We start from the raw sequence: 26,428 nt of genomic DNA on the forward strand, positions 1-26,428 counted from the left end.
TCTCTGGTTCTCCCTTTGACCCGAACCGCCGCAGCGCCTAGGTGATCCGGTAGCGGAACTCGCCGCTCTTGGCGCAGCTGGCCTTGATCTTCGCGAGCGGCGTCTCGTCGGCCATGCGCGTGAGCACCGCTTCCGCGATCTCGGGCAAGAGCGTTCCGTTCAGGATGTGATCGACGTTGCGCGCGCCCGAATCGACCTCGGTGCAGCGCGCGAGCACGGCCTCCACCAGCGCGTCGTCCCACTCGAACACCGCCTTGTGGTTGCTCGCGATGCGGTCGCGGATGCGGCCCAGCTTCAGCGCGATGATCTGCTCGAGCACCGCATCGGTGATCGGATAGAACGGCGCCACTTTCATGCGGCCGAGAAAGGCAGGCTTGAAGGCCTTCATGAGCACGGGGCGCAGCGCATCGGCCAGCGCGTCGGGTGCGGGGCGCTCGTCGTCGGCCTTGTTCAGGCACGCCTGCATGATCTGCGACGAGCCGATGTTCGAGGTGAGGATGATCAGCGTGTTGCGAAAGTCGATCTCGCGGCCCTCGGCGTCGTCCATCATGCCCTTGTCGAACACCTGGAAGAACATCTCCAGCACGTCGGGGTGCGCCTTCTCGACTTCGTCGAGCAGCACCACGCTGTAGGGCTGGCGGCGCACGGCTTCTGTCAGCACGCCGCCTTCGCCGTAACCCACGTAGCCGGGCGGCGAACCCTTGAGGCCCGAGACGCTGTGCGCCTCCTGGTACTCGCTCATGTTGATGGTGATGAGCTTCTTCTCGCCGCCGTAGAGGATGTCGGCGAGCGCCAGCGCGGTCTCGGTCTTGCCCACGCCAGAAGGGCCGACGAACATGAACACGCCGCGCGGCTTGTTGGGGTCTTCAAGCCGCGCACTCGCGGTGCGTACGCGCTGGGCCACGGCGGCGAGCGCGTGGTCCTGGCCGATCACGCGTTCGGCCAGCAGCGTATCGAGGGCACGCACGGTCTTGATCTCGTCCTTGACCATGCGGCCCAGCGGCACGCCGGTCCAGGCCGAGACGATCTCGGCGACGACATGGCCGTCGACCTGCAGCGGCACCATCGGCGTGGTGCCTTGCAGCGCGCGCAGTTCGGCGAGCAGGGCGTCGAGCTGGTCGCGTTCGGGGTCGGCGACGGCGGCGGTTTTCTTGCGGCCTGCGGCGCGGGCGGGTACGGCTTTGTCCGTAGTCACGGGCGCCTCAGCAGACTCGGTCGGCGCAGCCGACGTGTCGCGCTGCGCGCGCAGTGTGCGGATGCGTTCAACCAGCACGTTCTCTTCGGTCAGGCGTTGCCGACTCGCGGCCAGCTCGGCCTGCAGCGCGGCCTTCTGTTCCGCCAGTTCGGCCTGTCGCGCTTCATGGCGCCCGCCGGCCGCGGTGTCGCGCACCAGTGCAGCGCTCTCGGCCTCGATGCGCTCGAGGCCGCGGTTCGCTTCCTCGATCAACGCCGGCGTCGCGCTCTGGCCGAGCGCCACTTTCGCGCACGCGGTATCGAGCACGCTCACCGCCTTGTCAGGCAACTGGCGTCCGCTGATGTAGCGGTGCGACAGGCGCACCGCCTCCGTGATGGCTTCGTCGAGCACGCGGATGTTGAAGTGCTTCTCCATCAGCGGCACCATGCCGCGCAGCATGGCGGCAGCCAGCGTTTCGCTGGGCTCCTCGACCTTCACGACCTGGAAGCGCCGCGCGAGCGCCGCGTCCTTCTCGAAGTATTTCTTGTACTCGCCCCATGTGGTGGCAGCGATCGTGCGCAGCTCGCCGCGCGCGAGCGCGGGCTTCAGAAGATTGGCCGCGTCGCTCTGCCCGGCCTGGCCGCCCGCACCGATCATGGTGTGGGCCTCGTCGATGAAGAGCACGATCGGGTGCGGGCTCTTCTTCACCTCTGCGATCACGTTCTTCAGGCGGTTCTCGAACTCACCCTTCACGCTCGCGCCGGCCTGCAGGAGGCCCATGTCGAGCGTGTGCAGCGCCACGGCGCGCAGCGACTCGGGCACGTCCTGCGCCGCGATGCGCAGCGCGAGCCCCTCGACCACCGCCGTCTTGCCGACGCCGGCCTCGCCGGTGAGGATGGGGTTGTTCTGGCGCCGGCGCATCAGGATGTCGATGACCTGGCGGATCTCGGTGTCGCGGCCGATCACCGGGTCGAGCGCGCCATCTTTTGCGCGCTGCGTGAGGTTGGTGGTGAACTGGTCGAGCGCGGGCGTCTTGCCGGGTACGCCTGCGGCCAAGGCATCGGCCTGTGGCTGCTGCGCGTCGCCTTCGGTGGCTGTACCGCCCGATGCGCCAGCCTCCGCCGCTTCGCTCGAACCATCGGTGAGCTTGTCGAAGTCGTGCTTCAGGTCTTCCAGGCGAATCTTCGCGAAGAGCGGCGAGCCGCGCTGTGCAAGCTGCGCGAGATCGGGCTCGGTCAGCAGCGCGAGCAGCAGGTGGCCCGAGCGGATCTGCGCCACGTGCGCATCGAGCGAGGCCAGCAGCCACGCCTGCTGGAACAGCTGCTGCAGGTGCTGCGAGAACACGGGCGTGCGCGTGTTGCCGTTCTTGAAGGTCTGGATCTCGCGCTCCAGGTCCGACTGGATCGCGGTCGCGCTGATGCGGTTGGCGCGCAGCACGCGCGCGAGGTCGTTGTCGGTCTGCTCCAGCAGCGCCAGGAACAGGTGCTCCAGGTCCACTTCGTAGTGGCCATTGGCCAGGCACAGATTGGCCGCGCGCTGCGTGGCCATGCGTGCGCTGCCGTTGAGCTTGGTGATCAGTGTTTTCAGCGATGTGCTCATGAACGGTGGTTGTCTTCTGTCGGTCTTCTTCGTTGAAAGGTCACTGCCGCTACTGCAGCGGCTGGAGTTCGTACTGGGTGTCGCTGCGGTCGCTCTCGGCCTCGCCGGTGGCGATGAAGCTGTCCCAGCCGAGGTGGCTGCCGCCGCCGTCGCTCAGCTGCACGGCGGCAACCTCCTCGCGCGCGAGGATCAGGCGCACTTCGTACTCGCAGGTCACGCCCGCGAGCAGTGCCAGCATCTTTTCGAGCGCCTTCGCATGCGCGCGGCCCGGAAAGAATTCGCGCAGCGCGCTGCGCTTGAGCGGGCCGATCCACAGGCGGATGCGCAGGTCGCGCTGCCAGATGCGTTCGCCCGCCATCGCGTTCTGCCCGAGGCTCACGTTGCCTTCGCCCAGGCGCGAGCGCTGCTGCACGGGCATGTCGTACCACTTGCCCAGGAACTGCTCGATGCGGATGTTGCTGCGGAAGTAATCGGACAGCACGCGCTGCAGGTAGGCGGCCGACATCGGCCGGTGGCGCACCGCAGCTGCATAGCCGGCCACGGTTTCGTCGAACACCGTGCCCGTGCCGTCGGTGAGCGGATCGCGCTGGGCGGTGTGCTCCAGCCCCGCCATCGACAGCAGCACCGGCAGGTAGGCGCGGCTGCGCTCGTGCTCGTAGTGCAGCGGCAGGCGGTACTTGCGCCAGGCCGCATAGAAGAGCGCGGTGGCGCGGTTGGTGAATACGTCCAGGAACGCGCGCGCCGAGCTGTCGCGCAGATGCTGCTCGCGGCGCATCAGCATCTCGGTGTAGACGATGGGCAAGGCGCCCGACACGCCGAGCATGCCGAAGGAGGCGGGCGTGAGCTCGATGCGGCCGAGGCCATGCGCGTCTTCGCCCTGCGCCGGCGGCTCGCAGAGTTCGGCGCTCGACACCAGCTGGCCCACCGCATCGCGCACCGCCAGCGCTTCGATCTCGCTGGGCGGAAAGGTCAGGCTCATCGAGCTGCGAAAGCGCAGCCAGCGCGGCACCATGCGCTCGCCGGGCACCAGGCGATGGTGCACATCGCGCTCCTGGCGGCGCAGCAGCACGAGCTCGAGCAGCCGCACCGCCTGGAAGAACTCGAAGCGGTACGGTTCGCGCAGCAGCCGGTCGGCTACAGCAGGATCGATTCGCCGCTGCGGGGTTTGCATCGCACCAGCTCCTCCTTGTCGCGCGCCGAAACGATCACCAGCTGGGTGAAGCTGTTCAGGTGCACATAGAGACCGAAGAAATGATCCATCACGCGCGCAAAGGCCTGCAGGCTGCTGCCGACGAAGCCGGCCTCGTCGACCGTGAGCTTGAGTTCGATGCCGCGCACGAAGGTGGCGAAGGGCTTGCCCGGTAGCCACTGCGTGGTGGCCTGCTGATCGATGCCGGTGATGGCCTCGATCTGCCGTGCCGACACGGCCGAGCGGCCGAGGTCGTACAGGCGCAGCATTTCTTTCAGCGCCGGCAACCCGCTCGTGGCCAGCGACAGATGATTGAGCGACAGGTGCGAGACCAGCCGCCATTGCACGCCCTTGCCGCGCGGCATGCGCAGCGTCTGCGTCGGCCGGCGCAGCATGCGGATCGAGCGCGCCACCGAGTTGCCTTCGATGAACAGGTCGCCGCCCGGCAGGCCGAAGGCCAGCGAATGCGGCAGGTCGCGGTTGGTGCAGGTGAGGTCGATGCTCAGCGTTTCGGTTTGCGGCAGCGAGGGCTGGAAGTCGATGTCGACAATCGAGAGCTCGGTCTCGTAGCCCGGGCTGCGTTGCGCCACCAGCTCGTTGCGACGCGCGAACCAGTAGTGCTCGGCCTCCTTCGGATGCTCGCCGTGGTGCAGCGAGTAGAACGGCCGGAACTCGATATAGGCGTCGCCCTCGGCGGTCTGCTTCACGAGCTTGACCGAGTCGATGCTGTAGACCTCGAAGCCGAAGGCCCGGCGCGCATCGGCCACCACCGGGTACGCGGCAGCCGCATGCGTCACTCGGATCGGATCGCTGCGCTGTTTGAAAAGGTTGATGACGGGCGTGCAGCCCAGCCGCAGGTTGCGGCTGGAGACGCCTTCGAGCAGCCGCGCCGCGGGCGAATCGGCGCGCACGCCGGTCATCACGAGGTGCAGCGTGATCGAGCGGCACGAACCGATGTGGCGCAACGCGTTCGCCAGGTCGATGTCGACGAAGTTGAACTTTTCGGGGAACGCGAAGTACTCGCTCAACAGGCGGTAGGCGGGATGCGAGCGCGGCGGCAGTTCGATGAGCGCATCGGCCTCGTCGAAGCCGACCGGGTGCAGCGCCTCGCCCTGCACCTGCGTCCATTTGCCGCTGCGCTCGGGCTCCACGAAAACGGCGGCCGTCTTCAGGAAGATGGCATCGGCCAGCGCGGTGGCGAGCGAGGGCTCGGCGTCGATGAAGGTGCGAAGGCGCGCCATGGTGAGCGCGAGCGTGCCGAGCGACTTCTGCTCGCCCGTGGCTTCGAGCGTGATCGACAGGCACCCCGTGGCGTTGCGCGGCAGCGAGGCATGCGCGGGCGCATTGACCACCGAATGGAACACCACGTTGGACACCTGCACGGCTGCCAGCGTCACGTCGTAGACGCTGCGGAAACGGCACGCGCCGCCGCGCACCGGCTGCGAGGTGAGCTCGGTGCCGCGCGCGATGGTGACGGGCTTGCTCAGCTTCGCGAGCGCCGCGCCGCCGGCGTCGAACTGCGCGATCGAGCAGGAAGGAAAGGGCCGCAGGTAGTGCGGGTACAGCACCTCGAGCAGTGCTTCGGTGAGCTCGGGGTAGTCGTCGTCGAGCTTCTTGCTGATGCGCGCGGTGAGCAGCGCGAACGACTGGATCATCCGCTCGACGTGCGGGTCCTCGCTGCTGTCGGCGGAGATCGCCAGGCGCGCCGCGATCTTCGGGTAGCCCTTGGCGAACTCCTGCGAGTAGCCGCGCAGGAAGGCGAGCTCTCGTTCGTAGAAGGGCAGCAATTCGTCCATGGCGTCCTAGGCGGCGTTGCGGCTCTTGCCCGTGCCGCGCGTGATCGAGTACTGCAGAGTCGTGGGCTGCAGCATCGCGTCGAAGTTCACCGGCTCGGCGAGCTCGGGCAGCACGAGCAGGGCGGTAATTCCGAAATAAAGCATGTTGGTGCTGGTCTGGCCGTCGACCTCGAGCGTCACGACGACGTCGCGCAGCCGCGACTCGTGGCGGGCAATGGCCTGCTCCAGCGAGCGGCAGATGAACGAACGGTCGTAGTGGCTCGCGAGGCTCAGGCCCGAGAAATCGCTGAGGCCGTAGGTCATGACGGAACGACGGCACTCGGGAAACGACTCGAGCTTCGCGTCGTTGAAGACCATGCGCGTGTTGAGCAGGGATTCGAGATCGCGCGCGACCATGTTCTTGACCTCTTCGAGCGACAGGTGCCGAAGCACCGGCGAAGCCGGCCCGCGCCAGTCGTCATCGAAGAGTTTGTCGAGCAAGCCCGGTTCGAATCCATTCATGGGTCTCTCGCCTCGTGCTTTGGATATCGGGCATGGGCGCCGCGCGTGGGCGCGGCGCCAAAAAGAAACCGCGGCCTCGCGCCGCGGTCGACATTGCCCGAAGGGCCTCAGACCGAGTAGGTCTTGTCGTTCTTGGTCAGGCTCCAGGCGCCTTGCGAGTTGCCGCCCTGGTTGCCGCCGATCTTCTGTTGCGTGTACTTCCACTGCACTGCGGCGTACTTCAGCGAGAAGGTCTCGCTCGGCACGCTGGCCACATCGTTACTCACGACCTTCGGGTTCACGCTGGCGATCAGCACGTACTTGAGCTTGATCTCCATGTACTGCACGCGCTTGCCTTCGCCGTCGGCGCGGTAGAACTGCACCGTCACCTCGTCGAAGGTGGTGCCGCCCGACGCGTGCTGGTACAGCAGCGGGCTCACCACGTCCATGTCCTTGGTGAAGATCATTTCGCCGTGCTCGCAGCGCTCGGCGGTGTGGCCGCCGGCGGTCGATGCAGTGGCCGAACGCGGCTGCACGATGCTGTGCTGCCACGAGCTGACTTCGACCCAGTCCTTGTGATCCTTGTCCTGCGACTCGCCGTTGATGGCCGGGCTGCCGAACTTGACGTAGATATCTTTCATGTTTCTTCCCCTTCTTGATTGATTGAATGACAGTTAACGTGTTGATGCACGGCCCCTCGGCCGCGCGTCCGATCCGCCTCTTCTTACTTGTTCACTGACTTCGGCAGATCGGCGACCAAGCGCAGTGAAATCGACAGCTCATCCAGTTGAAAGTGCGGGCGCAGGAAGGCAACCGCACGGTAGACACCAGGCCGGCCGGGCACTTCGCCCACCTGGATCGACGCTTCCCGCAGGGGGAATTGCGCCTTCTGTTCCTGCGTCGCGTTGTCGTCGAGCAGCACGTACTGCGCGATCCAGCGGTTGAGGAACTGTTCGACGTTGTGTGCCGAGGCAAAGCTGCCGATCTTGTCGCGCATCATGGCCTTCAGGTAATGCGCGATACGGGACACGGAGAAGATGTACTGCAGCTGCGCCGAGAGCACCGCGTTGGCGTTGGCGCTATCGGTGTTGTACTTCTTGGGCTTCTGCAGCGACTGCGCACCGAAGAAGGCCGCGTAGTCGGAGTTCTTGCAGTGCACGAGCGGAATGAAGCCCAGGTCGCTCAGTTCCTTCTCGCGCCGGTCGGTGATGGCGATCTCGGTCGGGCACTTGAGGGCGATCTCGCCCTCGTCGGTCTTGAAGGTGTGCGTGGGCAGGTCTTCGACCAGGCCGCCGCCTTCCACGCCGCGGATCGCGGCGCACCAGCCGAAGTCGTCGAACGCGGCCGTCAGGCGCGTGGCGAAGGCCCAGGCGGCGTTGCACCAGAGGTACTTGGAGTGGTCGGTGCCGTCGACGTCTTCCACGTAGTTGAAGCTGTCAACCACCGTGCCTTCGCGCGGGTGATACGGCAGGCGGCCGAGGAAACGGGGCAGCGTGAGGCCCACGTAGCGCGAGTCTTCCGAATCGCGGAACGACTTCCACTTGGCGTACTCGACGGTGTCGAACACCTTGGCCATGTCGCGCGGCTTGCCCAGGTCGTCGAAGCTCTCCAGGCCCAGCAGCTCGGGCGAGGCGGCGCCGATGAAAGGCGCGTGGGCGGCAGCCGCCACGTGCGCCATCTGGTCGAGGAAGTACATGTCTTCCGGCTGGCGGGTGACGGCGAAGTCGCCGACCAGCGCGCCGAAGGGCGCGCCGCCGAAGGTGCCGAATTCTTCTTCGTAGACCTTCTTGAACATCGCGCTCTGGTCGAACTCGACGGCGGCCTTGAAGTCACGGATCAGGTCGCGCTTGGTGGCGTTGATGACCTTGATCTTGAGCATCGTGCCGGTGGGCGTTTCCTTCACGAGATATTCGAGGCCGCGCCACGTGCTCTCGAGCTTCTGGAACTCGGGCGCGTGCATCACGGCGCTCAGCTGCGCGGAGATGAGCGCGTCCAGGTCGGCCACGCGGGCGTCGATCATGGCCGAGACGTTGTCGGAGACGATCACCGAGCCTTCGAGCACCTGGCTCACCAGTTCGCCGATCAGGTCCTTGGCGCGAGTGTGCTCGGCGTCGGACTTGGCGACCTTGCTCTTCTCGACGATCTGGTCGAGCAGGTCGACCGAAGCTTCTGGCGAGGCGGCACCGCTGGATGCCGAAAGTGCTTGCGCAGTCATGTTCAGCTTCCGTCCTTCTTGCCGGCGCCCTGCCCCAGGCGCTGGAGTTGCTCGGTGTTGTTCAGCACGTCGGCCAGCAGGTCTTCGAGCTTGCTGTTGCCGGCCATCTTGTTGCGCAGGTCCGCCAGCTTGGTGCGCGCTTCGAGCAGGCGCTTGAGTGGCTCGATCTGGTCGACCACGGCCTCGGGCGAGAAGGCGTCCATCGAATTGAAGGTGAGGTCGACGGCGAAGGTGCCGCCGCGCTGGTCCAGCTTGTTCTCCACCTGGTAGGCCGCGCGCGGGGCCAGGCCCTTCATGACGTCGTCCAGGTTGTCGCGGTCGACATTGACGAACTTGCGGTCCTTCAGCTTGGGCTGCTCCACCTCGGACTGGCCAGCCAGGTCAGCGACCACGCCAACGACGAACGGCAATTCCTTTTTCTCGATGGCGTCACCGAGTTCCACGTCGTACGTGAGTTGCACACGCGGCGGGCGCACTTTCTGAAGGCGCTTTTGCACACTCTGTCTTTTGGTCGCCATGACTTCAATACCTTCCGAATAGGACTGCGAGACGAATTACTACTTTGTGCGTCTTATTGCGGGTGCGCACACATTTCAATTAATACTTTGGTTTTGCGGAAATCAATTCGGCGTGCCGAAAAGACTTACTTGAGCGCATCGAACGGATTGGCGCTTCCTCCCGCGCGCGGCGCAGCGGCGGGTGCGGGCGCCGGACGCGCCGCTGGTGCAGGTGTCGGGCGTGCGGCAGCGACCGGGGTGGGCTGGGAAGCAGTCGGCGTCGACGTGGAGGGTGCTGGCCCAGGATTGGTAGCCACGGGTCGGCGCACAGGCGGCTTGGCGTCGGAGCCGGTCGGCACCAGCACGGAGAGGCCGAGGGTCTCGCGCAGCAGCGCGGCGAGCCGGTAGGCGTCGGCGTTGACATCGCCGCTCAGGGTGCTGTCCTTGCCCAGATCCTCGATGGAGCGGGCTGCCAGACGGAGACCGCCCACGGCGGTGATGCTCTTGGCCTGGCGGCTGGTGGGGTCGCGACGCAGCGTTTCCTCGGCGGACGAGATGGCCAGGCTGTAGCGGCCTTCATTGAAGTAGATCTGCGCGATGCGCGACCACGGCTCACCGCGGGTCGGGTTGTCGGTGGCGATCTTCTGGTACTGGCGGATGGCGGCGGACTTGTCGCCGGTGGCTGCGGCTGCAGCGGCGTCGGCTTCCGCCAGGCTCTTGTTGAAGGCCTCGGCGGACTGCGCCACCGCGGCGTCTGGTGTGGTGGTGCAACCCGACAGGAAGCTGGTGGCTGCAATGGCACCAGCAATCATCGTGCAAGTCATGTACTTTCGAATCAACACAATCCCTCCGCTTGGATCTGACTTTTTTTGGCGGGTCGCAATCATTCAATACGTTGCGGCCAGTGGACAATACACGATACTACATATTGGTTTCCGTTTGAATAACTAAAGTCACGTAACCCAAACTGCTTAATTGCGAAGCCAAAGGGCTAATTATTTAAGCCTAATGACAGCCAATTGATTGCATTACATCAGCCGTCCTAATGAAAATACCAGTCACGATTGGCGCGCTGCTGATGACGCTGATGCTCGGCGGATGCAGCTCTCCCGCCCTCACGATTGCCAACATCGCTCTGGAGGCGAGCGGCCTGAAGAAACCGGAGTTGCCCGAGTCGCAGAAGCCGCCGCGCAAGGTGTCGATGTCGATCGCGGCGGGCAAGAACCTCAACGCCGACAGCCGCAACCGCCCACTCGCCGTGGTGGTGCGCATCTACAAGCTGAAAGAAACGACGGGCTTCTACCAGTCGTCGTTCGATGCCTTCGTCACCCCCGGACGCGACAAGACGCAGCTGGGCGACGACCTCGTCGAGAGCCGCGAGATCACGCTCATTCCCGACCAGCAATACACCTGGACCGAGACCGTGCCGCGCACCGCCAATGCGGTGGGCGTGGTGGTGCTGTTCCACTCGCCCGATGCACAGCGCTGGCGCTTCGCCTTCAACGCGGCGGACGCGGAAAAAACCGGTATCGTGATGGGCGCGCACGCCTGCGCGCTGACGGTGACACAGGGCGCGGTGGTCGGCCAGCAGAATGCGCAAGGCGGCGCCGCGACCGGCAGCGCACTCAACCTGCTGGGCCCGGTGACATGCCGACCCTCGCCGGCGTGATGTGCCTGGTGCGCCCGAAGCGCTTGTCCGCGAGCAAACTACGATGCGATACTGCCGAAAAATCAAGGGGAGCTGATCCGACGTGAGCTATGCCGCCAAGGTCCTCTGGGGGGAGGGCCTGTTCCTACGCCCCCAGCATTTCCAGCGCCAGGACGCGTACCACGAGGCGCGCCTGCGTGCCACGGCGCAGACGCTGCATCCGTACTTCTGGGGCGTGCGCTCCATCAGCTTCGACCTCGACGCGCTTGCGAGCGGCATGCTCCGGGCCTCGCAGCTGTCGCTGGTCTTCCCTGACGGCGAGCCCTACTCGGCGCCGCAGGCTGACGCACTGCCCCCGCCCATCTCGCTCGACACGCTCAACCCGGGCCAGAACGAGATCACCTTCTACCTGGTGCTGCATCCGGTGAAGGAGCTGGGCAAGAACTACACCGACCCCAACGAAGAAGGCTTTGCCGCGCGCTACACGAGCGACGCGACGCAATCGCTCGACCTCTACACGAACGCGGTGAGCGCCGAGGTGGTGTTCCTGCGCAAGAGCGTGAAGCTCCTGGCCGACACCGAGCCGCGCGAGCAGTTCGTGTCGATCCCGGTGATCCGCATCCGCCGCACCGCCGCGGGCGGCTTCGAGATCGACCGCAGCTTCGTGCCGCCGTGCACCTCCATCGATGCCTCGGCCACCATCTTCCAGCAACTGCGGCGCCTGCTCGACGTGCTGCAGGCCAAGGTCAACTCGCTCTACGGCATCCACCGCGAGCCGAGCAAGAACATCATCGAGTTCCGCTCGGGCGACATCGCCTCGTTCTGGCTGCTGCACACGGCCAACTCGGCGTTCGCTTCGCTCTCGCACCTGTTCCATCACCCGTCGCTGCATCCGGAGCGGCTGTTCCAGGAACTGCTGAGCCTGGCCGGCGCGCTGATGACCTTCGCGAAGACCTACTCGCTCAACGACCTGCCGGTGTACGACCACGAGAAGCCCGGCCCCGCCTTCGCCGAGCTCGACCGCATCGTGCGCGACCTGCTCGACACGGTGATCTCGACGCGCTACTTCGCGATCGCACTTACCGAGACGCGCAACGCCTTCTACCTCGGGCGCCTGGATTCCGGAAAGATCGACGAGAAGACGGTGTTCTACATGTCGGTCACCGCCAGCATGCCGGCCGCCGAACTGGCAGAAGCGGTGCCTCAGCGCTTCAAGATCGGCGCGCCCGAAGACGTCGACAAGCTGGTGCTCTCGGCCATGCCGGGCGTGCGCATCGTCTACGCACCGCAGGTGCCGCCGGCCATTCCGATCCGCGCGGGCGCCTGCTATTTCTCCATCGACAGCAAGAGCCAGCTGTACGACCGCATGCTGCAGGCGCAGAGCGTCACCATCTATGCGCCGGCCGGCATTCCCGACATGCAGCTCGAACTGATTGCCGTGACCGGCTGATCTTCTGATCGCAATGAACACCACCATCAACAAGGCCCCCTCCCTGCTCGGCGCCGACGCACCCGCCGCGTCGTTCACGCCCGCGGGCGCCGCCCCCGACGCCGATGCGAGCCTACTCGACCTGCTGTACGACGGCTTCGTGATGCTGTTCCTCTTGAAGAAGAAGCAGCAGCCCGCCACCACCGAGCAGTTCCTCGCGGGCATCCGCAACTATCTGGGCGAGTTCGAGCGCAACGCACGCAAGCTCGATGCCACGGCCGAGCAGATCCATGCGGCCAAGTACGCCTTCTGCGCGACCATCGACGAGTTCGTGCTTTCGGCGCCCGAGTTCGCGATCCGCTCCGAGTGGGAACGCCGGCCGCTGCAGCTCACGCTGTTCGGCGACCAGCTCGCGGGCGAGAACTTCTTCAACATGCTCGAGGTCGAGCGGGCGCACGGCGCCGCGCGCATCCAGACGCTCGAGGTGTTCTACATGTGCCTGTTGCTGGGCTTCCAGGGCAAGTACGCCATCGACGGCACCGAGAAGCTGGCCTACCTCACCGCGCGCGTGGGCGACGAGATCGCCAACGCCCGCGGCAAGCGCACGCCCTTCGCGCCGCACTGGCCGCTGCCCGACCTGATCTCGCATTCGCTCAAGCGCGAGGCGCCGCAATGGGTGGTGGCCGCGCTGTTCGCGCTGATCGGGCTGCTCGGCTTCATCGGCCTGTCGGCGCACATCGGCAGCACCACGCAGGGCACGCTCGCGAGCTACCAGGACATCGTGAAGCTCGGCCCGCGCCAGGCCAACCTGACCATTTCGCTGCCATGACGACGCGGCTCGACCTGCCGGCCTTGCTGGCCCCGATCTCGGAAGCCTCGCCCTGCGGCGAGGACATGCTGTTCTCGCGGCAGTTCGACGCCATTCAAGAGGCACGCAAGCACGACGACCCGTCGCTCGAACAGGGCGAGTGGGTCATCGAGCTGAAAGAGGCCAACTGGCCCTTCGTGATTTCCGAGTGCGAGAAGCTGCTGCGCGAATCCACCAAGGACCTGCGCCTGGCCGTGTGGCTCACCGATGCAGCCGCCAGCCAGCGCGGCTTCGAGGGCCTGGCCGACGGCTACCGGCTGCTCACCGGCCTGTGCCAGCAGTATTGGGACCAACTGCACCCGCTGCCCGAGGGCAGCGACATCGAGATGCGCGTGGGCAACGTCACTTGGCTGATCGGGCGTTCCGTCGAGCTGTTGCAGCGCGCGCCCATCGTGAGCGATGCCCACACCGGCTATGGCGCGCTGGTCTGGGAGACCGCACTCGCGCTCGACCAGAGCATCCGCCGCACGCCCGCGCAGGCCGACGAGCTGCAGCGCAACAAGGTGACGGTCGAGCAGTTCGATCGCATCCGCCGCGCCACGCCGGCGAAGTTCCTGCAGAAGACGCACCGCGACGTGCAGGCCTGCGAACAGGCGATGGCCGAATTCGAGGCGGTGTTCGACGAACGCACCGCTTCCAACGGCCCGAGCTTCCGTGCCGCCAAGGATGCGGCCGCAGCCATCCGCCAGACGGTCGAGCGCTTCGCGCGCGAAGCCGGCGTGCCGATGGACAGCGGTGCGCCGACGGCACCTGCAGCGGCACCGGCCACCGGTACGCCCGCGCCCTCGCGCATCGAGCCGGTGTTCGATGCCGTGGTGCCACACCATCACACGCCGACGGCGGCGCCTGCCGCGCTGCCGCCCGGCATCCACAGCCGCGCGCAAGCCATCGCCCAGCTCAAGGAAGTGGCAGCGTATTTCGAGAAGACCGAGCCCTCGAGCCCCGCCGCCTACATGGCGAACAAGGCCGCGCGCTGGGCCGACATGCCGCTGCACGCGTGGCTGCGCAATGTGATCAAGAACGAGCAGGAACTGGCCCAGCTGGTGGACCTGCTCGACCTGCCCAAGAACGACGACGAGTCGCGCTGAGCAACCCGCGAACACGGGTCGCCAGGCGCTTGCTCGTCAGGTGCGCCCGACCCGGAACTCGATGCGCCGGTTGCGCGAGCGGCCCTCGTCGGTCGCGTTGTTCGCCACCGGCTGGTCCGGGCCGACGCCCGAGGTCGTGAGCGTCATCGGATCGATGCCCTTGCCCACCAGGTAGCCCTTCACCGCCTCGGCGCGCGACTGGCTCAGCGCCAGGTTCGACGCCCGGCTGCCGGCGTTGTCGGTGTGGCCGACCACCGCCACCGATTTGTTCGTGAGCTTCTGCAGGATCGGCGCCATTTCGTCGAGGATGTCTCGGCCCTTGCGCGTGAGCGTGGCGCTGCCCAGCTCGAACTCGATGGTCCGGTTGGCCAGCGCCTGGTCGACCGTGATCTGCTCCGATACCGGCACGCGCAGGCTGTTCTTGATGGTGTAGGTCGGGTTGAGCGAATTGGCCATGTCGCTCACGATCTTCTGGCGCAGCGCCTCGTTGCCGACCTCGCCGCTCAGCGCCATCTGCGTGCCCTCGATCTGGAACTGCCCTCGATGGATGTCCTTGAGCGCGGGCGTGATCAGCCGCTGCACGTTGGCGGCCCAGTTGGCCGGCATGCTCACGGTGTTCACCACCTCGATCTTGTCGATGACGCCGCTCGGGCCGTAGATACGGCGCAGCGCCTCGATGACGGCGACGCGCGTGGCCTCGTCGGGCACCTGGCCACCGGCCACGACCTGCTCGCCCTTGCCGGCGGCCGCGGGCGTGGTTTCGACCAGGGCGCCGGGGGCGCCTGCCGTCTGGGCCTGCACGGCGCCGACGAATGCGAGGCCCAGGGCCAGCGACAGAACGCGCAAATAACTTTTCATGACCGTCATTCCCCGATGAAGACTTCGCGAAAAGCCGTGAGCACGATGTCCAGCGGCAGCTGCGGCTGGTCCAAGTAGCTCACCAGCTTGAACATCGCGTAGTTGCTGTGGATGGTGTCTTCGACCCACTCCGGGTTGTCGATGTCGATGTTGTGCTCGGTGTAGACCTGCGGATGCCACACGCTCTGCAGGCTGCGCGGCGACAGGCCGTTGAAGCCGATCACCAGGCGCGAGCGACCGTCGATCTCGGTGGCCATCAGCACCAGCTCGAAATCGGCCTTGGCGAGGAACTGCGACACCAGCTCGAGCCAGAAGGTGGCGATCAGCGAGCGGTCGACCGGGTCGCGCGGCAGCGGCAGCGTGAGCCCTTTCTCAAGGTGCGACACCGCGCTGGCCATCACCGGCTGCAGCAGGAGGCCCAGCGCCAGGATGGCGCGGCGCAGCGACACCTTGTGGCCGTCGAAGTTGAGCATCTGCTCGATGCGCAAGAGGCTCGTGTCGCGCGTGAAGGCCGCATAGGCCGCGCGCGAGGCCGACTTCTTGAAACCCGTCTCGATGGCCGGATCGAGCGCCTCGAAGCGCTTCAACTCGCTGTCGAGGTCGGTGCCTTCGGTGAGCGCGTTGACCTGCACCGCCATCCGGTCCCAGTAGGGGCCGACGAGCATCGGCGCGCCGCGCATGAAATCGAGCGCCTCGTCGACCTCCACCGAGGTGGCCGCGAGGAACGGATAGCGGCGCGACGACTCGTCGCGGCTCGCCTTCAGGTGCCCCGCAATGGCCACGCGGCTGCGCGAGCCGAGGCAGACGAAATGAATCGGCGCCGCGTTGTCGTAGATGATCTTCCAGCGCGGGTCTTCCGACAGCATCTCCATGGTCTGCGACAACCAGTTGTCGAACACCTTGATGAGCTGCGGGTTGTAGAGCCCTTTCACGAAGTCGCCGCGGCCGGGCAACTTGCCGAAGTAGCACAGCTGTTGTGTCTGCAATGCGCTCATTTGCCGACTCCCTGTGCCGGTGCCGTTGTCGCAGGCGTTGCGCGCGATGCCGCAGGCACGCCGATCTCCGCCACCGACGACGGCAGCACGGTGCCGCGCAGCCCCTTGCCCTGCGGCGAATCGTTGGTCGGGCCGCTCTGCGTGTTCTGGACCACGCGCAGCTTGACGGTCACGCTCGCGTTGTCGCGCGCCCAGGTGAGCTCGAAACTGCCGTCTGGCAGCTTCGTGCGCTGGGCCGTGCTGAGCAGGCGCTCCAGCCCGAAGTTGCCCGGCTCGTTGATCAGCTCGACGGTGCGCCCGTCGAAGGTAACAGCCGTGATCCGCGCGCCCGGCGAGCCCTGTGCGTTGGGCCAGACGAAGTTGGACCACTGCGGCGGCGTGTTCCGGTAGCGCAGCTGCTGGCCGTCGATTTCCACCATGTATTCCGTGAGCCCCGACACGGGCTGCGGCAGGATCTGGAACAGCGTCTGCGGTTGCGCGGCACTGCCGCCGCCAGCCGCGGCGCCCGAGAGCGGCGCCACCCATTGCGAAAAACCGTTCACGAAATCGGGACTCAGCGTGAGGCCCTGGTCGCCCCAGGCGCGCGGCGAGAGCAGGTCGCCGCGGCGGATGACCAGCGAGCCCAGCGTCGTCGTCACGAACTTGCCGATGGCGCCTTCGGGTCCGAAGAACTGCGCGATCTCCGCAGGCGAAGCCTCGATCTTGGCGCCCGCGGCGAACGGGTACTTGGTCGCGAGCGACTGCTGGAACGGCTGGTGCACCTGCGCGCTCCAGATCTTGTTGACCTCCACCGCCGTCGGCTGGATCGTCACCGCATAGGCCTGCAGCAGCGGCCGCACCAGCAGGGGCCGCAGGGCTTGACGCTGCGACGCGTCCATGCCCGTGAGCATCTGCTCGTCGACGTACTTGAGCGCGTCGGCCAACTCCGAGCCGTTGCCCTCCAGCGTCTGCTGCATGAGCTGGCGCGCGCCTGGTCCGGGATCACCCTGGTTCTTGATCTGGTTGAAGCGTCCGCGCAGCTTCGACAGCGTGGCGAGGTAGCCGCGCAGGAGCGAAGTGTTGTCGCGCTCGACCACCAGTCGCGCGACGCCCGCGAACTCCCGGCCGATCGGGCCCATCGGAATCTCGGTGCGGTTGCCGCTCGCGTCGATGTTCACGTTCACCTGCGACGGCGTGGCGCGGCTGAAGAGGTTCTTGAACCAGTTGAGCGCCCCGGTGCGCGCCTGCTGCAGGCCGGCGTTGACCAGCGAGGGGTTGTCCCAGGAGGTCTGGTCGTAGACGGTGTCGAAGACCTTGCGGATCGGCGAGTTCTGCGGATCGCCCAAGAGGTTCATCGCCACCACGGCCTGTTCGAAGCTGCCCATGTCCTTGACCGCGATGCCCTGCAGGAAGCGCTGCCACTCCTTGGCGTACTCCAGCTTGTACATGGTGGCGAGCGTCTTGCGGATCTGCTCGGGGCTGCCTTCGAGCGTCAGGTCGTCGTTGCCCGCGACGTTGAGCACCCAGTCCTTGCTCGATGTTTCCTTGTTGGCGGCATCGCGGATCGCATCGTCCACGTACTGCTGCCAGGCCTCGCGCGTAAAGGCGCCCGAGATGGCGACGCTGCCGGCGATGGTGCCTTCGCTCTCGGCGCCGGCCGTCGCACCCAGGATGCGCGCCACCGTCATCGGCGCGAAGCGCGTGGAGGCGCGCGCCTTGATCTCGGCATAGACCCGTTCGCGCGCCGGCATGCCGCGCACCACGCGGCGCAGGTTGTCGCGCGTCTGCTCGACCAGCGCGAGGTTGGTGTCGGCCAGCGCGGGCCAGTTGTCGTCGCCCACGCGGCGCAGGTAGAAGGTGATCATGCGCTCGGCATCGCGGATGACCGCCGCGCGCGGCATGTCGCCGCGGTTGCTCTCGAGCCAGCCGCGCCAGAAGCGCGAGATCTGATCGGTCAGGTGCGCGGTCTCCACCTGCCGCTTGTCGGACAGCATGAGATACGTCTTGAGCGCGTTGTAGGCGTCCTGCACATCGGCCGGCGACGACCCCGCATACAGGCCACCGCTCTCCGCGGCCGGCGGCGCCGCCGGCGTGGCGGCCGAGACCGCAACCGGCGCGGCAGGGTTGCCCGCCGCATCGGCGCGCTTCAGGCGCTCCGGATGCGCGTTGACCTCGCGCAGGAACGCCTGCAGGTTGTCGGACACCGGCGCCAGCATCAGCTGCTTGACGCCGCCGTAGTACTCGGCAACGAGCTTGTCCTCGAGCTGGTTGCCCTGGTAGAGGCCGAGCGAGAGCGACAGCGGCCGGTCGTTGCGGAATTTCTCGAGCTGCTCGATGCGGTCCTGCAGGATGCCGAGCGCCTCGAAGCGCGTGCGCAGGCCGTTGTCGCTGGCCTGCAGCTTGACCACCTTGTCGAGGTCGGCCTGCACGTTCTCCACCAGTTGCCGGTTGCCCAGGTACGACCAGGTCCACCCGCCGAGCAGGAGGCCCAGCACGGCGACGAAAGCGAAGAAGCTCACATAGCGCACGCGCGCCTTCACCGGACTGGAGAACTGCCGCACCGTCTTCTTGTCGGCAAAGATCACCTTGGAGAACAGGTCACGCAGGAAGAACCCATTCTGCGAATAGATTTCCTTGGACTTGGTGGCCGCGTTGTTCAGCGTGAGCCCGAAGCGCTTGGCGATGCGCTCGGTCGAGAGGCTGCGCATCGTGCCTTCCTGCAATGCGCTGGTGAAGTAGAAGCCGCGGAACACCGGCTTGTGCTGGAACGGGTTGCTCTCGAACAGCGTGGCCAGGAAGGCGCGCAGCGCGGGCTTGATGGCCGCGAACTCGAGCGGAAAGATCAGCAACTCGGGCGACGGGTCGCTGCTGCGATGGCTCGCGAAATGCGAGACGCTGATTTCCTTCAGGCCCATGTAGAGCTCGTCGAAACGCTTGTCGAACAGGGCAACGGCGTCCTGCTTCTCATCGCCGTCGTAAGGCAACGACGCGCCCCACACGCGGTCGCGCTCCATCTTGTCGCTGTCGCCGAAGAACTCCGCAAAGCCGGTGATCAGGTCGGCCTTGGTGAACATCACGTAGACCGGCGCGAACACCTCGAGCCGCTCGGTCAGCTCCTGCATGCGCTGGCGCAGGTTCTTCGCGAGTTGAATGGCGAAGTCGGGCCGGCTGCCGATCAGCTCGGGAATGCTCGCCGTGATGATGATCCCGTTGATCGGCGCCTTCGGCCGGTACTTCTTGAGCAGGTCGAGAAAGCCGAACCACTCCTTGCGGTCTTCCTGGTGAATGGAATAGCGGCCGGCGGTGTCGAGCACGATGCCTTCGGTGGTGAAGAACCAGTCGCAGTTGCGCGTGCCGCCGATGCCCTGGATCACCGCGTTGCCCTTGTCGGCAAACGGGAACTGCAGGCCCGAGTTCAGGATGGCGCTGCTCTTGCCCGCCGCCGGGTTGCCGATGACCATGTACCAGGGCAGTTCGTACAGCGCCTCGCTGCCCGACATCTGGCCGATCTTGGAAGTCTTGATGGTCTTGACCGCCTCGACCATGCGCCCGCGCAGCTCGTCGATCTCGGCCTTGCGCTCGGGATCGCTGTCGCGCACGGCGGCATCGGCCTGGTCTTCGAGCATGTCGCCCAGCTTGCGGTTGGCCGCGCGGGTGCGCATGCGCCGGATGAACCACACGAGCAGCCACAGGAGCAGCAGCACGACGAAGATGCCGACGGCCCAGATCGCGCCGATCTCGAGCGTCTGCGCGCCGATCAGGAGGAACGCGCCGAGCGCGATGGCGCCGATCACCGAGAGGGTGCGCGGATCGGCCAGGAAACTGAAGAATCGCCGCATAGATGTTTCTGGAATCGGTCCGGTTAGGTAGCTTGTGGCACAGGGCTCGCGGGGCCGGCCAGCATGGCCGTCCGGGCGCGCGCGTCCTGCACGGAAAGCGCGAGCACATGCCGTGAATCTCGCACGGCGAGGTGACACGCGAGTGCCACGGCAGTCATGTCGGCTGCGGCCCCGAGATAGCCCAGGCTCGCGCAGACGGAAAGGTTGTTTTCGAAAGGCAGGTGCGGCAGCCGTTCCTGCACGAGCTGGGCCACCTCGGTGACGCGGCTCGCACGGTGGTCGGCATCGCTCACGACCCAGTCGATGGTGTCGGGCTGCAGTGCCGAAGCCGACAGCAGGCGCTGGGCAAAGAGGTCGAGCAAGCTCGCGTCGGGCATGCGCGCGGTGTCGGCGGACTCGTCACGCTGGCCGCTCGCGCTGCGCGAGAGCACCACGGCGTGCGGCTGCGCGAACAGGGCATCGCCGGCGCGCGCCAACAGTAGGCCCGCGGCCGCTTCGCCGGGCACGCGACCGTTGCGGCGCGCAGCGGAATGAAGCAGGCCTTCGGCTTCCCAGCGGGCGATGCACTCGCTGGAAATCGCGGAGTCGGCGGCCAACGCCATCCACAATGCAGGCCGCTGTTCGCGGTGAAGCGAGAGGTTGATGCGATCGAGCAGCGCCATCGCGGAGACGCCGGCTTCGCTCTTGAAGCAGTCCACGGTCCAGTGCTGCGAGGGGTCGGCTTCGCGCGCCAATTGCTGCACCCATTGCGTGGCGATCGCACGCTCACTCTCGCTCCATGCGCCCGGCAACAGCAGCGAGATGCACAACTGCGGCGCAGTCGCAGAGCCAGGGACGATCGCTCCGCTCGACACGAAACGCCCGGGCGCGCGCACCGAGAGCGCATCGCCGGCATTCAGCAGCGCGTCGGTCGCCGAAGCGAGCAGCTCCTGCAGCACGTCGGACATCAGGTGAATGGCGCGCAACCGATCGTCGGTCAGCGCATCTGCATCGAAGGCCTCTGGCGCGGGCCGCAGCGATTCGCGCAGGTGTTCGCGGAGTTCGTTGGCGTCGAGGCCGGCGACACAGCCCGCGAGAAGGGGAAAGCCTTCGCCGTCCCGCAGTTCCGGAACCAGCTCGGGCGCTTGCGCCTGGCCGACGGCGGCGGCCACCGCGTCAGCATCGTTGCCGCGCGGCGTGTGAAGAGCGAATGCGAGCACGGACACCTGCAGGCGTTCTTGCTGCACGTCGGCTGCTGCCCCCGTCGATGCGGCACCACCAGTTGCAGCGGATGCACCGCGCGCAGCCGAAGGCAATGCAGCGGAAGGCGGTGCCCCGGTGAAGATGCGTCGCAGCAAGAGATAGAACACCACCAGCGCCAGCGGCAGCACGACGAGGTAGAGCGCGATGTCGCTCGTGCTCGGCATGCGCGCGGTGTAGCTCCAGTAGACGACCACGATCACCCACACCGTGATGAACACGGCGGAGAACAAGAGGGTGGGCTTGACCAGTCGCGCCAGCATCAGGAGTTCGTCGATGCCTTTGTCACGCGGCGACGCACGCAGACGCGATGCCGCATGCCATGCCTGCAGCCAACGATGTGGCCTTTGTCATTCGGACGCGGAAGCGATCTGGCTGGACAGCAGCGTGCAGCCGCACCGGGCCTTGTCGCCGTGCCGCGCAACGTATCGGCCGTCGAGCATGACGTAGCGGCTGCCGGTCACGATGGGGTTGATGCCATGGCCGGGCCGCGGGCAGGACACGAGGTCGCCGATGCGGGCCACGCGGCGCTCGTCGATGCTCGTGTTCTCGGATGCGGTGATCACGATGCCGCCGTGGTCTGTCTTGTCGTGCAGGACGATCCACGGACGATCGTTGTCCGCTGCGGGTTGATCCTCTTCCATTCGAACTCCCCCTTGCTTGCCTCGTTGGTTTGTCGATGCAACCGATGCCGTTCCGGCATTCAGTCGCGTGGCAATTTGAAACCGGGCTTGCGGTACTCCACGTGACCGTAGTCCTTGATTGAAGACCAACGACCACCCCACACAAGCCCTACGGACTCGGCCACCTCGCCATAAAGACGGTAGCCCTCCATGGCCCACGGGTCTCTTTCCGAGATCACCAGCTTGCCATTGCGAAAGAACGCATTGTCTGCCGCAAGTCCATATTGATGATAGCTTTGATTCGCCTTGGCGAGCGTCACCGTGTTGCCCAACGCGGCGAGTTTGGCCTGCCGTTCGGGACTGCGATAACCCTCGAGCAACGCGAGGTCGTAGCCGTGTTTCTCTTTCATGATCTTGTAGACCAGCAACAGGCGATTGCGGAAATCCGCATCGAGCACAGCCCAGTCTCGACTGCCTTCCTTGGTGAGCGGACGGACCTGCTCGACCTCTGCGGTCGCGAAGATTTCAGGAGGCAGCGCAGGCGGCGGCACGAGCTGCTCGCCCTTGAGAAGCGCCTCGATCTTCGGATCGCTTGTCGTGGCCCAGTCATCGAAAAACAGGACGCGTCCGGTTCCGAAGGCCACGCTCAACAACACCGGAATGACGAGCAAGCCCATGCCCGACAACAACAGATAACGATGACGTACGGCAAAAGTACGCACACCCAAACCACCATCGCGCACCAACTGAAAACTTGCTTCGGACACCAGACCGAATCGATGGCCGATCTTGATGAAAAAGACTCCAATTGAAGTCGTCAAAGTGATCGTGGCTCGCAACACACGCTCACGAAAAGAAGGGAACAAGAAGATGGCAAGCGCAGCCACCATCAAGGCAAAATAACAAAAGAGAGCGAAGAAGATCAACGGTGTTCGGAAAGTGCAATTCATTGTATGAGTCGCACAACGCTTCGAACCACTCGCACGCAACAACTGCATCCAAGTTGCAACGTTGCGTCGGTCACACCATAAGCCGCGGGGAGAAAAAACATGCCTGCTTTCGGGACCACCCATCCATGATGGGCGCGCCAGACGACAACAAGGGACGGCCGAGCCTGCTTGGTTCGAGCACTCCCGCCGCAGACGCATCGTCTGCGACGACATCCAACGCGGAATCCACGCGCGTGCTCGCGCAGCTCGGCGGCCGCGAGAGCGGTGCACGGTCCTTCTTCAAGCGACCGAGCGTGTGGGCTTCACTCGCGCTTTTGATCGGCGTTGCGGGTGCCACGACCTACCAGTTGCAATCGAAACGCGCCGATGCATCGGTGAACATCGCTGCTGCTGCGCCAGCGAAACCTGCACCGGCCGTCGAGGCTGCGCCCGCTGCGCCGCCAGCGCCGGAGATACCCGCTCCCGCCAGTGCAGCGACACCCGCTGCGCCCGAACCGGCAACCGCGCGCATCGTCGAGGGCGACACGTCCTCGCCTTCTCAACAGCAGCAGCAACAACAGCAATCCACGCCGTTCGCTGCGATCGGCGCGCAACCCATGGTCGTTCCGCCTTCGGGCAAGTCGGCGCGGACCGCGGCCACAACAAATCCGCCGCGCGCAGAGAAGACGACGATGGCTGCAGTCGCAAAGAAGCCAACGCAAGCCGCTTCGTCGAAGCAGCCTGTGCGCGCGGCCAACGGCAAGCCCGTCAAGACTGCGGCCAATACATCGAAGACACCGAAGCGCACCAACAACACCGTGCAGACGGCATCGCGCCCCAGCAAGCCCGATCCCGACACCGACCTGCTGACTGCCCTGCTCAGGCGCAGCAAGGCACCAGACCCCGCGCCTCAACCATCGGCGCTGGCCGAGGTCGCGGCAGATTGCAAGTCCGGCCAGCGATGCAAACCATGAGCCCCTGTGCCGACGCGAATCACGATGCCATCCGCTGACCGCAGCGCGCTCTGGGCCGAGCTCAGCCAGACCAACCGGCTCTACCGTCTCGAGGTTCCAGGCGCTTCCACAACGAACGCCAGCATCGACGCCCTGCGCGTCGAAGGCTGGGTGCAGCGCGAGGCCGTGTCGCAGCCGTTCGAGATGCGCATCGTCTGCCTGAGCCTGCGCGCTGACCTCGCGCTCTCGTCGATGATCGATCAGCCTCTTACGCTGGTCACCGTGCTCGCCAACGGCTCGACCGGCAAACGCACCGGCCTGATCCGCGCGGTGGAGTCGCTCGGCTCCGACGGCGGCCTTGCGCGCTACCGACTCACGCTCGTGCCATGGATCTGGCTGGCCACGCAGCAAGGGCGCAGCCAGGTGTTCCAGCAACGCTCGGTGGCCGACATCATCGAACGCGTGCTTGCGCCGTATGCCGATGCGGGCAGCTGGGCTTTCTCTTCCGAGGTGAGCGGCTTTCTCGCCGACGCGCCCGTTCGCACCTACTGCACGCAATACCGCGAGAGCGACTTCGATTTCTTCTCGCGCCTGCTGACCGAAGAGGGACTCGCCTGGCGCATCGAGGAAGACGAGAAGGCGCCCCTGGGGCACAAGCTCGTGATCTTCTCGGCGAACGATGCACAGCCCGCAGACCCGGGTTCGCCCATCCGCTTTCATCGCAAGAGTTCGCAGGAGCGCAGCGATGCGGTGCAGGCGTTGGTGCGCCGCATGCGGCAGTCGGTCGCGCAGGTGCATTTGAGCGCGTGGAACGTCGACGGCAAACGCCAGTTGGCGGGCAGTGCCGCCGCGCGATTTGCGGTCGGCGGCAAGAACGCGCCGCGCATCGAGTACGACGACGTACTCGGCCTGAACGACCGCAGCCGCGGCTGGGACAGCAACCGCACGCTCGAACGTTATGCCGGGTTGATGATGGAAGCGGCCGAATGCCGCGCCGACGTGATGCTTGGCCACAGCACCGTGCGCACGCTGCGCGCGGGCACGCGCATCGAAGTCGACGACGCGCCTGCGCTTGGTTTGCAGGCGAAGCCCGCGCTGCTGCTGGACACCGTCGAGCATGTGGGCATCAACAATCTGCCTAAGGACACGGTGGCATCGATTGCTGCGCAGTTGGGCGATCTGTCGGAGCACTTGGTATTCGACAGGCCCTGTGCATCCGTCACTGCCGAAGACGATGTGTTCGGGCTGGTGCCGACGGCCACGGGCAGTGCGCACGACGAGGCGAACGATGCCCGCCCGCAGGCGCAGAGCCTTGCCGCGGCGAAAACGCTCGGCTACGCCAACAGCTTCTCGGCCGTGCATGTGGATCGTCCGTGGCGGCCCGTGCTCGCAGCAGCCGACGGCGCGCGACTGCATGCCAAGCCCACGGCCAGCGGCGTGCACAGCGCGATCGTGATCGGCCCCTCGGGCGAGACTTCGCCGAACGGCGCGGACGAGCTGTATTGCAATGATCGCGGCGATGTGCGCGTGCGATTCCACTGGCAGAACAACACGACCGAGAACGGCGGCGACGCACAGGACAACCGCAGCACGCGATGGATTCGCGTGGCGCAGCGGCAGGCAGGTCCCGGCATGGGCTGGCAGTGGCTGCCGCGCATCGGGCAGGAAGTGCTGGTGAAGTTCGTCGACCTCGATGTCGACCAGCCGGTGATCGTCGGGGCGCTGTACAACGGGCGCGGCGATGGCGGCATCGAGGCTACGCCTGGGGGCGCATCGCGCAATCAGGAAGGCTCAGGCCAGGGTCAGGGGAGCGATGTCTTTGCGCAGGCGCGCAACGGGTCGCCGAGCGCACAAGCCAATCTCGCGGCGGGCCACGCACCGGCCTGGCACGGTGCCAGTGCGGATGACAAGGGTCATCGCAATGCGGCGGCGCTGAGTGGCTTCAAGACCAAGGAGTTCGGCGGTGAAGGGTTCAGCCAGTTGGTGTTCGATGATTCGAACCAGCAACTGCGCGTGCAACTGCATGCGAGCACGGCACACAGCCAGTTGAACCTCGGGCATCTGATTCATCAGGCGGACAACTTCCGCGGCAGCTTCCGCGGGCAAGGACTTGAGCTTCGCACCGATGGGTATGCGGCGTTGCGCGGCGGCAAGGGTGTGTTGCTGAGCACGTACCGCGGTGCCGGCGGCAAGCAGCTTGAGCCTGTGGGCGACTTCGCCCCTGGCATGGCGCTGCTCAAGCAAGTGCAGCAGTTGGGGCAGGCGCTGAGCGAAGCCGCGATGAAGCACGAGACCGTGCAGCTCGCTGGACACATCGGTGCTGACAAGGCCAACGTTTCGCAGCTCGATAAGGAACGCGCGCCGTATGCGGCGATGCTGCATGCAGCGAGCGGGATGGTGACTGGCGATGCGCTGGATTCGGCTTATTCGGATGCGTCGGACAAGTCCATTGCGACCGGCGACGGCAAGGTGCCGCATACGACTGATGCGGTTGTTGCGCTGGCTGCGCGCGGTGGCCTGGCGATGGTGGCGGGGCAGCAGCTGCAGATGGTGGCTGGGGAGACTGCCACGTTGGCCAGCGGGGGGGATATCAACCTTGCGTTGGCTGATGTGTTGAGAGTCCATAGCGGACAAGCCATCGGTCTGCTGGCCGGCGCGCAGAAGGCGGATGCCGAGGCGGGCCTGTCGATCATCGCGGGCAGTGACGACCTGGACTTTCAGGCGCAGCACGATGAGCTTCGGGTGCAAGCCAAGGATGCGCTGAAGATTGCGAGTACGGACAAGACGGTGGAGTTTGCGGCGCAAAAAAAGATTCGCTTCGCCACTGCGCAGGGCGCGTCGATCACACTGCAGAACGGGGACATCACGTTCGAGTGTCCGGGGAAGATTACCTATCACGCTATGCAGAGGAAGCTGGCGGGACCGGTGCAGCAGAGCTATCCGTTCCCGCAATTTCCAAGTAGCGTGTGCGTGGAATGTCTTCTCCATGCCATGCAATCGGGACAAGCATTGGCGGCGAAAAATGGCTAG

At 65.9% G+C, this 26,428-nt stretch carries 20 protein-coding genes; 6 read left to right on the top strand and 14 right to left on the bottom strand.

Features of this window, described 5'->3' with window-relative positions:
* Positions 1 to 37: 37 nt before the first annotated feature.
* The 8 genes from tssH to ACSFA7_RS08565 all read right to left on the bottom strand — a co-directional run bounded on the left by tssH (position 38) and on the right by ACSFA7_RS08565 (position 9,762).
* Entirely contained in the window at positions 38 to 2,773 is a 2,736-nt protein-coding gene (gene tssH / locus ACSFA7_RS08530; RefSeq protein ID WP_435498995.1) for a type VI secretion system ATPase TssH, read from the bottom strand.
* A 49-nt stretch (positions 2,774 to 2,822) separates the two neighbouring features.
* Positions 2,823 to 3,944: a type VI secretion system baseplate subunit TssG gene (gene tssG, locus ACSFA7_RS08535; RefSeq protein ID WP_435498996.1), complete on the bottom strand. Its 1,122-nt coding sequence runs from the start codon at positions 3,942 to 3,944 to the stop codon at positions 2,823 to 2,825.
* Positions 3,908 to 5,758: a type VI secretion system baseplate subunit TssF gene (tssF, locus tag ACSFA7_RS08540; protein WP_435498997.1), complete on the bottom strand. Its 1,851-nt coding sequence runs from the start codon at positions 5,756 to 5,758 to the stop codon at positions 3,908 to 3,910. Before tssF ends, tssG begins: the two co-directional genes overlap by 37 nt.
* Positions 5,759 to 5,764: 6 nt before the next feature.
* On the bottom strand, positions 5,765 to 6,259 hold the full coding sequence (gene tssE / locus ACSFA7_RS08545; RefSeq protein WP_435498998.1) for a type VI secretion system baseplate subunit TssE: 495 nt from the start codon (positions 6,257 to 6,259) through the stop codon (positions 5,765 to 5,767).
* 107 nt (positions 6,260 to 6,366) lie between these two features.
* Positions 6,367 to 6,879 (bottom strand): Hcp family type VI secretion system effector, encoded by a 513-nt coding sequence (locus tag ACSFA7_RS08550; protein ID WP_013543888.1) that lies wholly within the window; start codon positions 6,877 to 6,879, stop codon positions 6,367 to 6,369.
* Positions 6,880 to 6,962: 83 nt separating this feature from the next.
* Positions 6,963 to 8,453, bottom strand: a complete 1,491-nt coding sequence (gene tssC / locus ACSFA7_RS08555) for a type VI secretion system contractile sheath large subunit (RefSeq protein WP_257864221.1) — start codon at positions 8,451 to 8,453, stop codon at positions 6,963 to 6,965.
* A gap of 2 nt (positions 8,454 to 8,455) precedes the next feature.
* Positions 8,456 to 8,971 (bottom strand): type VI secretion system contractile sheath small subunit, encoded by a 516-nt coding sequence (gene tssB, locus ACSFA7_RS08560; RefSeq protein ID WP_435498999.1) that lies wholly within the window; start codon positions 8,969 to 8,971, stop codon positions 8,456 to 8,458.
* A gap of 125 nt (positions 8,972 to 9,096) precedes the next feature.
* Positions 9,097 to 9,762 carry an outer membrane protein assembly factor BamD gene (locus ACSFA7_RS08565; RefSeq protein WP_435499000.1) on the bottom strand — a complete coding sequence of 222 codons (666 nt, stop codon included), beginning with the start codon at positions 9,760 to 9,762 and terminating at the stop codon, positions 9,097 to 9,099.
* A 233-nt stretch (positions 9,763 to 9,995) separates the two neighbouring features.
* Here ACSFA7_RS08565 and tssJ point away from each other — a divergent pair, with 233 nt between their 5' ends.
* From tssJ to tssA, 4 genes are all read left to right on the top strand, one after another.
* Entirely contained in the window at positions 9,996 to 10,619 is a 624-nt protein-coding gene (gene tssJ, locus ACSFA7_RS08570; protein ID WP_435499001.1) for a type VI secretion system lipoprotein TssJ, read from the top strand.
* Between the two features lie 82 nt (positions 10,620 to 10,701).
* Entirely contained in the window at positions 10,702 to 12,048 is a 1,347-nt protein-coding gene (gene tssK, locus ACSFA7_RS08575; protein ID WP_176661955.1) for a type VI secretion system baseplate subunit TssK, read from the top strand.
* A 25-nt stretch (positions 12,049 to 12,073) separates the two neighbouring features.
* On the top strand, positions 12,074 to 12,856 hold the full coding sequence (gene icmH, locus ACSFA7_RS08580; protein WP_435499556.1) for a type IVB secretion system protein IcmH/DotU: 783 nt from the start codon (positions 12,074 to 12,076) through the stop codon (positions 12,854 to 12,856).
* Positions 12,853 to 13,983, top strand: coding sequence for a type VI secretion system protein TssA (tssA, locus tag ACSFA7_RS08585; protein ID WP_435499002.1), 1,131 nt, complete (start codon positions 12,853 to 12,855; stop codon positions 13,981 to 13,983). Before icmH ends, tssA begins: the two co-directional genes overlap by 4 nt.
* Before the next feature lie 36 nt (positions 13,984 to 14,019).
* Here tssA and ACSFA7_RS08590 read toward each other — a convergent pair whose 3' ends face one another.
* The 6 genes from ACSFA7_RS08590 to ACSFA7_RS08615 all read right to left on the bottom strand — a co-directional run bounded on the left by ACSFA7_RS08590 (position 14,020) and on the right by ACSFA7_RS08615 (position 22,442).
* A complete protein-coding gene (locus ACSFA7_RS08590) occupies positions 14,020 to 14,841 on the bottom strand; it encodes an OmpA family protein (RefSeq protein ID WP_435499003.1) in 822 nt (273 codons plus the stop codon).
* A 5-nt stretch (positions 14,842 to 14,846) separates the two neighbouring features.
* Entirely contained in the window at positions 14,847 to 15,836 is a 990-nt protein-coding gene (gene tagF, locus ACSFA7_RS08595) for a type VI secretion system-associated protein TagF (protein WP_435499004.1), read from the bottom strand.
* Positions 15,833 to 19,654, bottom strand: a complete 3,822-nt coding sequence (gene tssM, locus ACSFA7_RS08600; RefSeq protein ID WP_435499005.1) for a type VI secretion system membrane subunit TssM — start codon at positions 19,652 to 19,654, stop codon at positions 15,833 to 15,835. The genes tagF and tssM overlap by 4 nt, the downstream gene beginning before the upstream one ends.
* A gap of 23 nt (positions 19,655 to 19,677) precedes the next feature.
* The gene (locus ACSFA7_RS08605; protein WP_435499006.1) at positions 19,678 to 21,156 is read right to left on the bottom strand and encodes a hypothetical protein; all 1,479 of its coding nucleotides are present in this window, start codon (positions 21,154 to 21,156) and stop codon (positions 19,678 to 19,680) included.
* Between the two features lie 87 nt (positions 21,157 to 21,243).
* Complete coding sequence (locus ACSFA7_RS08610) at positions 21,244 to 21,537, bottom strand: PAAR domain-containing protein (RefSeq protein ID WP_176661961.1); 294 nt, start codon at positions 21,535 to 21,537, stop codon at positions 21,244 to 21,246.
* Positions 21,538 to 21,596: 59 nt separating this feature from the next.
* Positions 21,597 to 22,442, bottom strand: a complete 846-nt coding sequence (locus tag ACSFA7_RS08615; protein WP_435499007.1) for a M15 family metallopeptidase — start codon at positions 22,440 to 22,442, stop codon at positions 21,597 to 21,599.
* Positions 22,443 to 22,591: 149 nt separating this feature from the next.
* Between ACSFA7_RS08615 and ACSFA7_RS08620 the strand changes: the two genes are divergently transcribed.
* Together ACSFA7_RS08620 and ACSFA7_RS08625 are read left to right on the top strand one after the other, a co-directional pair.
* A complete protein-coding gene (locus tag ACSFA7_RS08620) occupies positions 22,592 to 23,419 on the top strand; it encodes a hypothetical protein (protein WP_435499008.1) in 828 nt (275 codons plus the stop codon).
* Positions 23,420 to 23,443: 24 nt separating this feature from the next.
* Positions 23,444 to 26,428, top strand: coding sequence for a type VI secretion system Vgr family protein (locus ACSFA7_RS08625; RefSeq protein WP_435499009.1), 2,985 nt, complete (start codon positions 23,444 to 23,446; stop codon positions 26,426 to 26,428).

The sequence above is a fragment of the Variovorax trehalosi genome (genome assembly GCF_051216415.1).
Lineage (GTDB): Bacteria > Pseudomonadota > Gammaproteobacteria > Burkholderiales > Burkholderiaceae_C > Variovorax.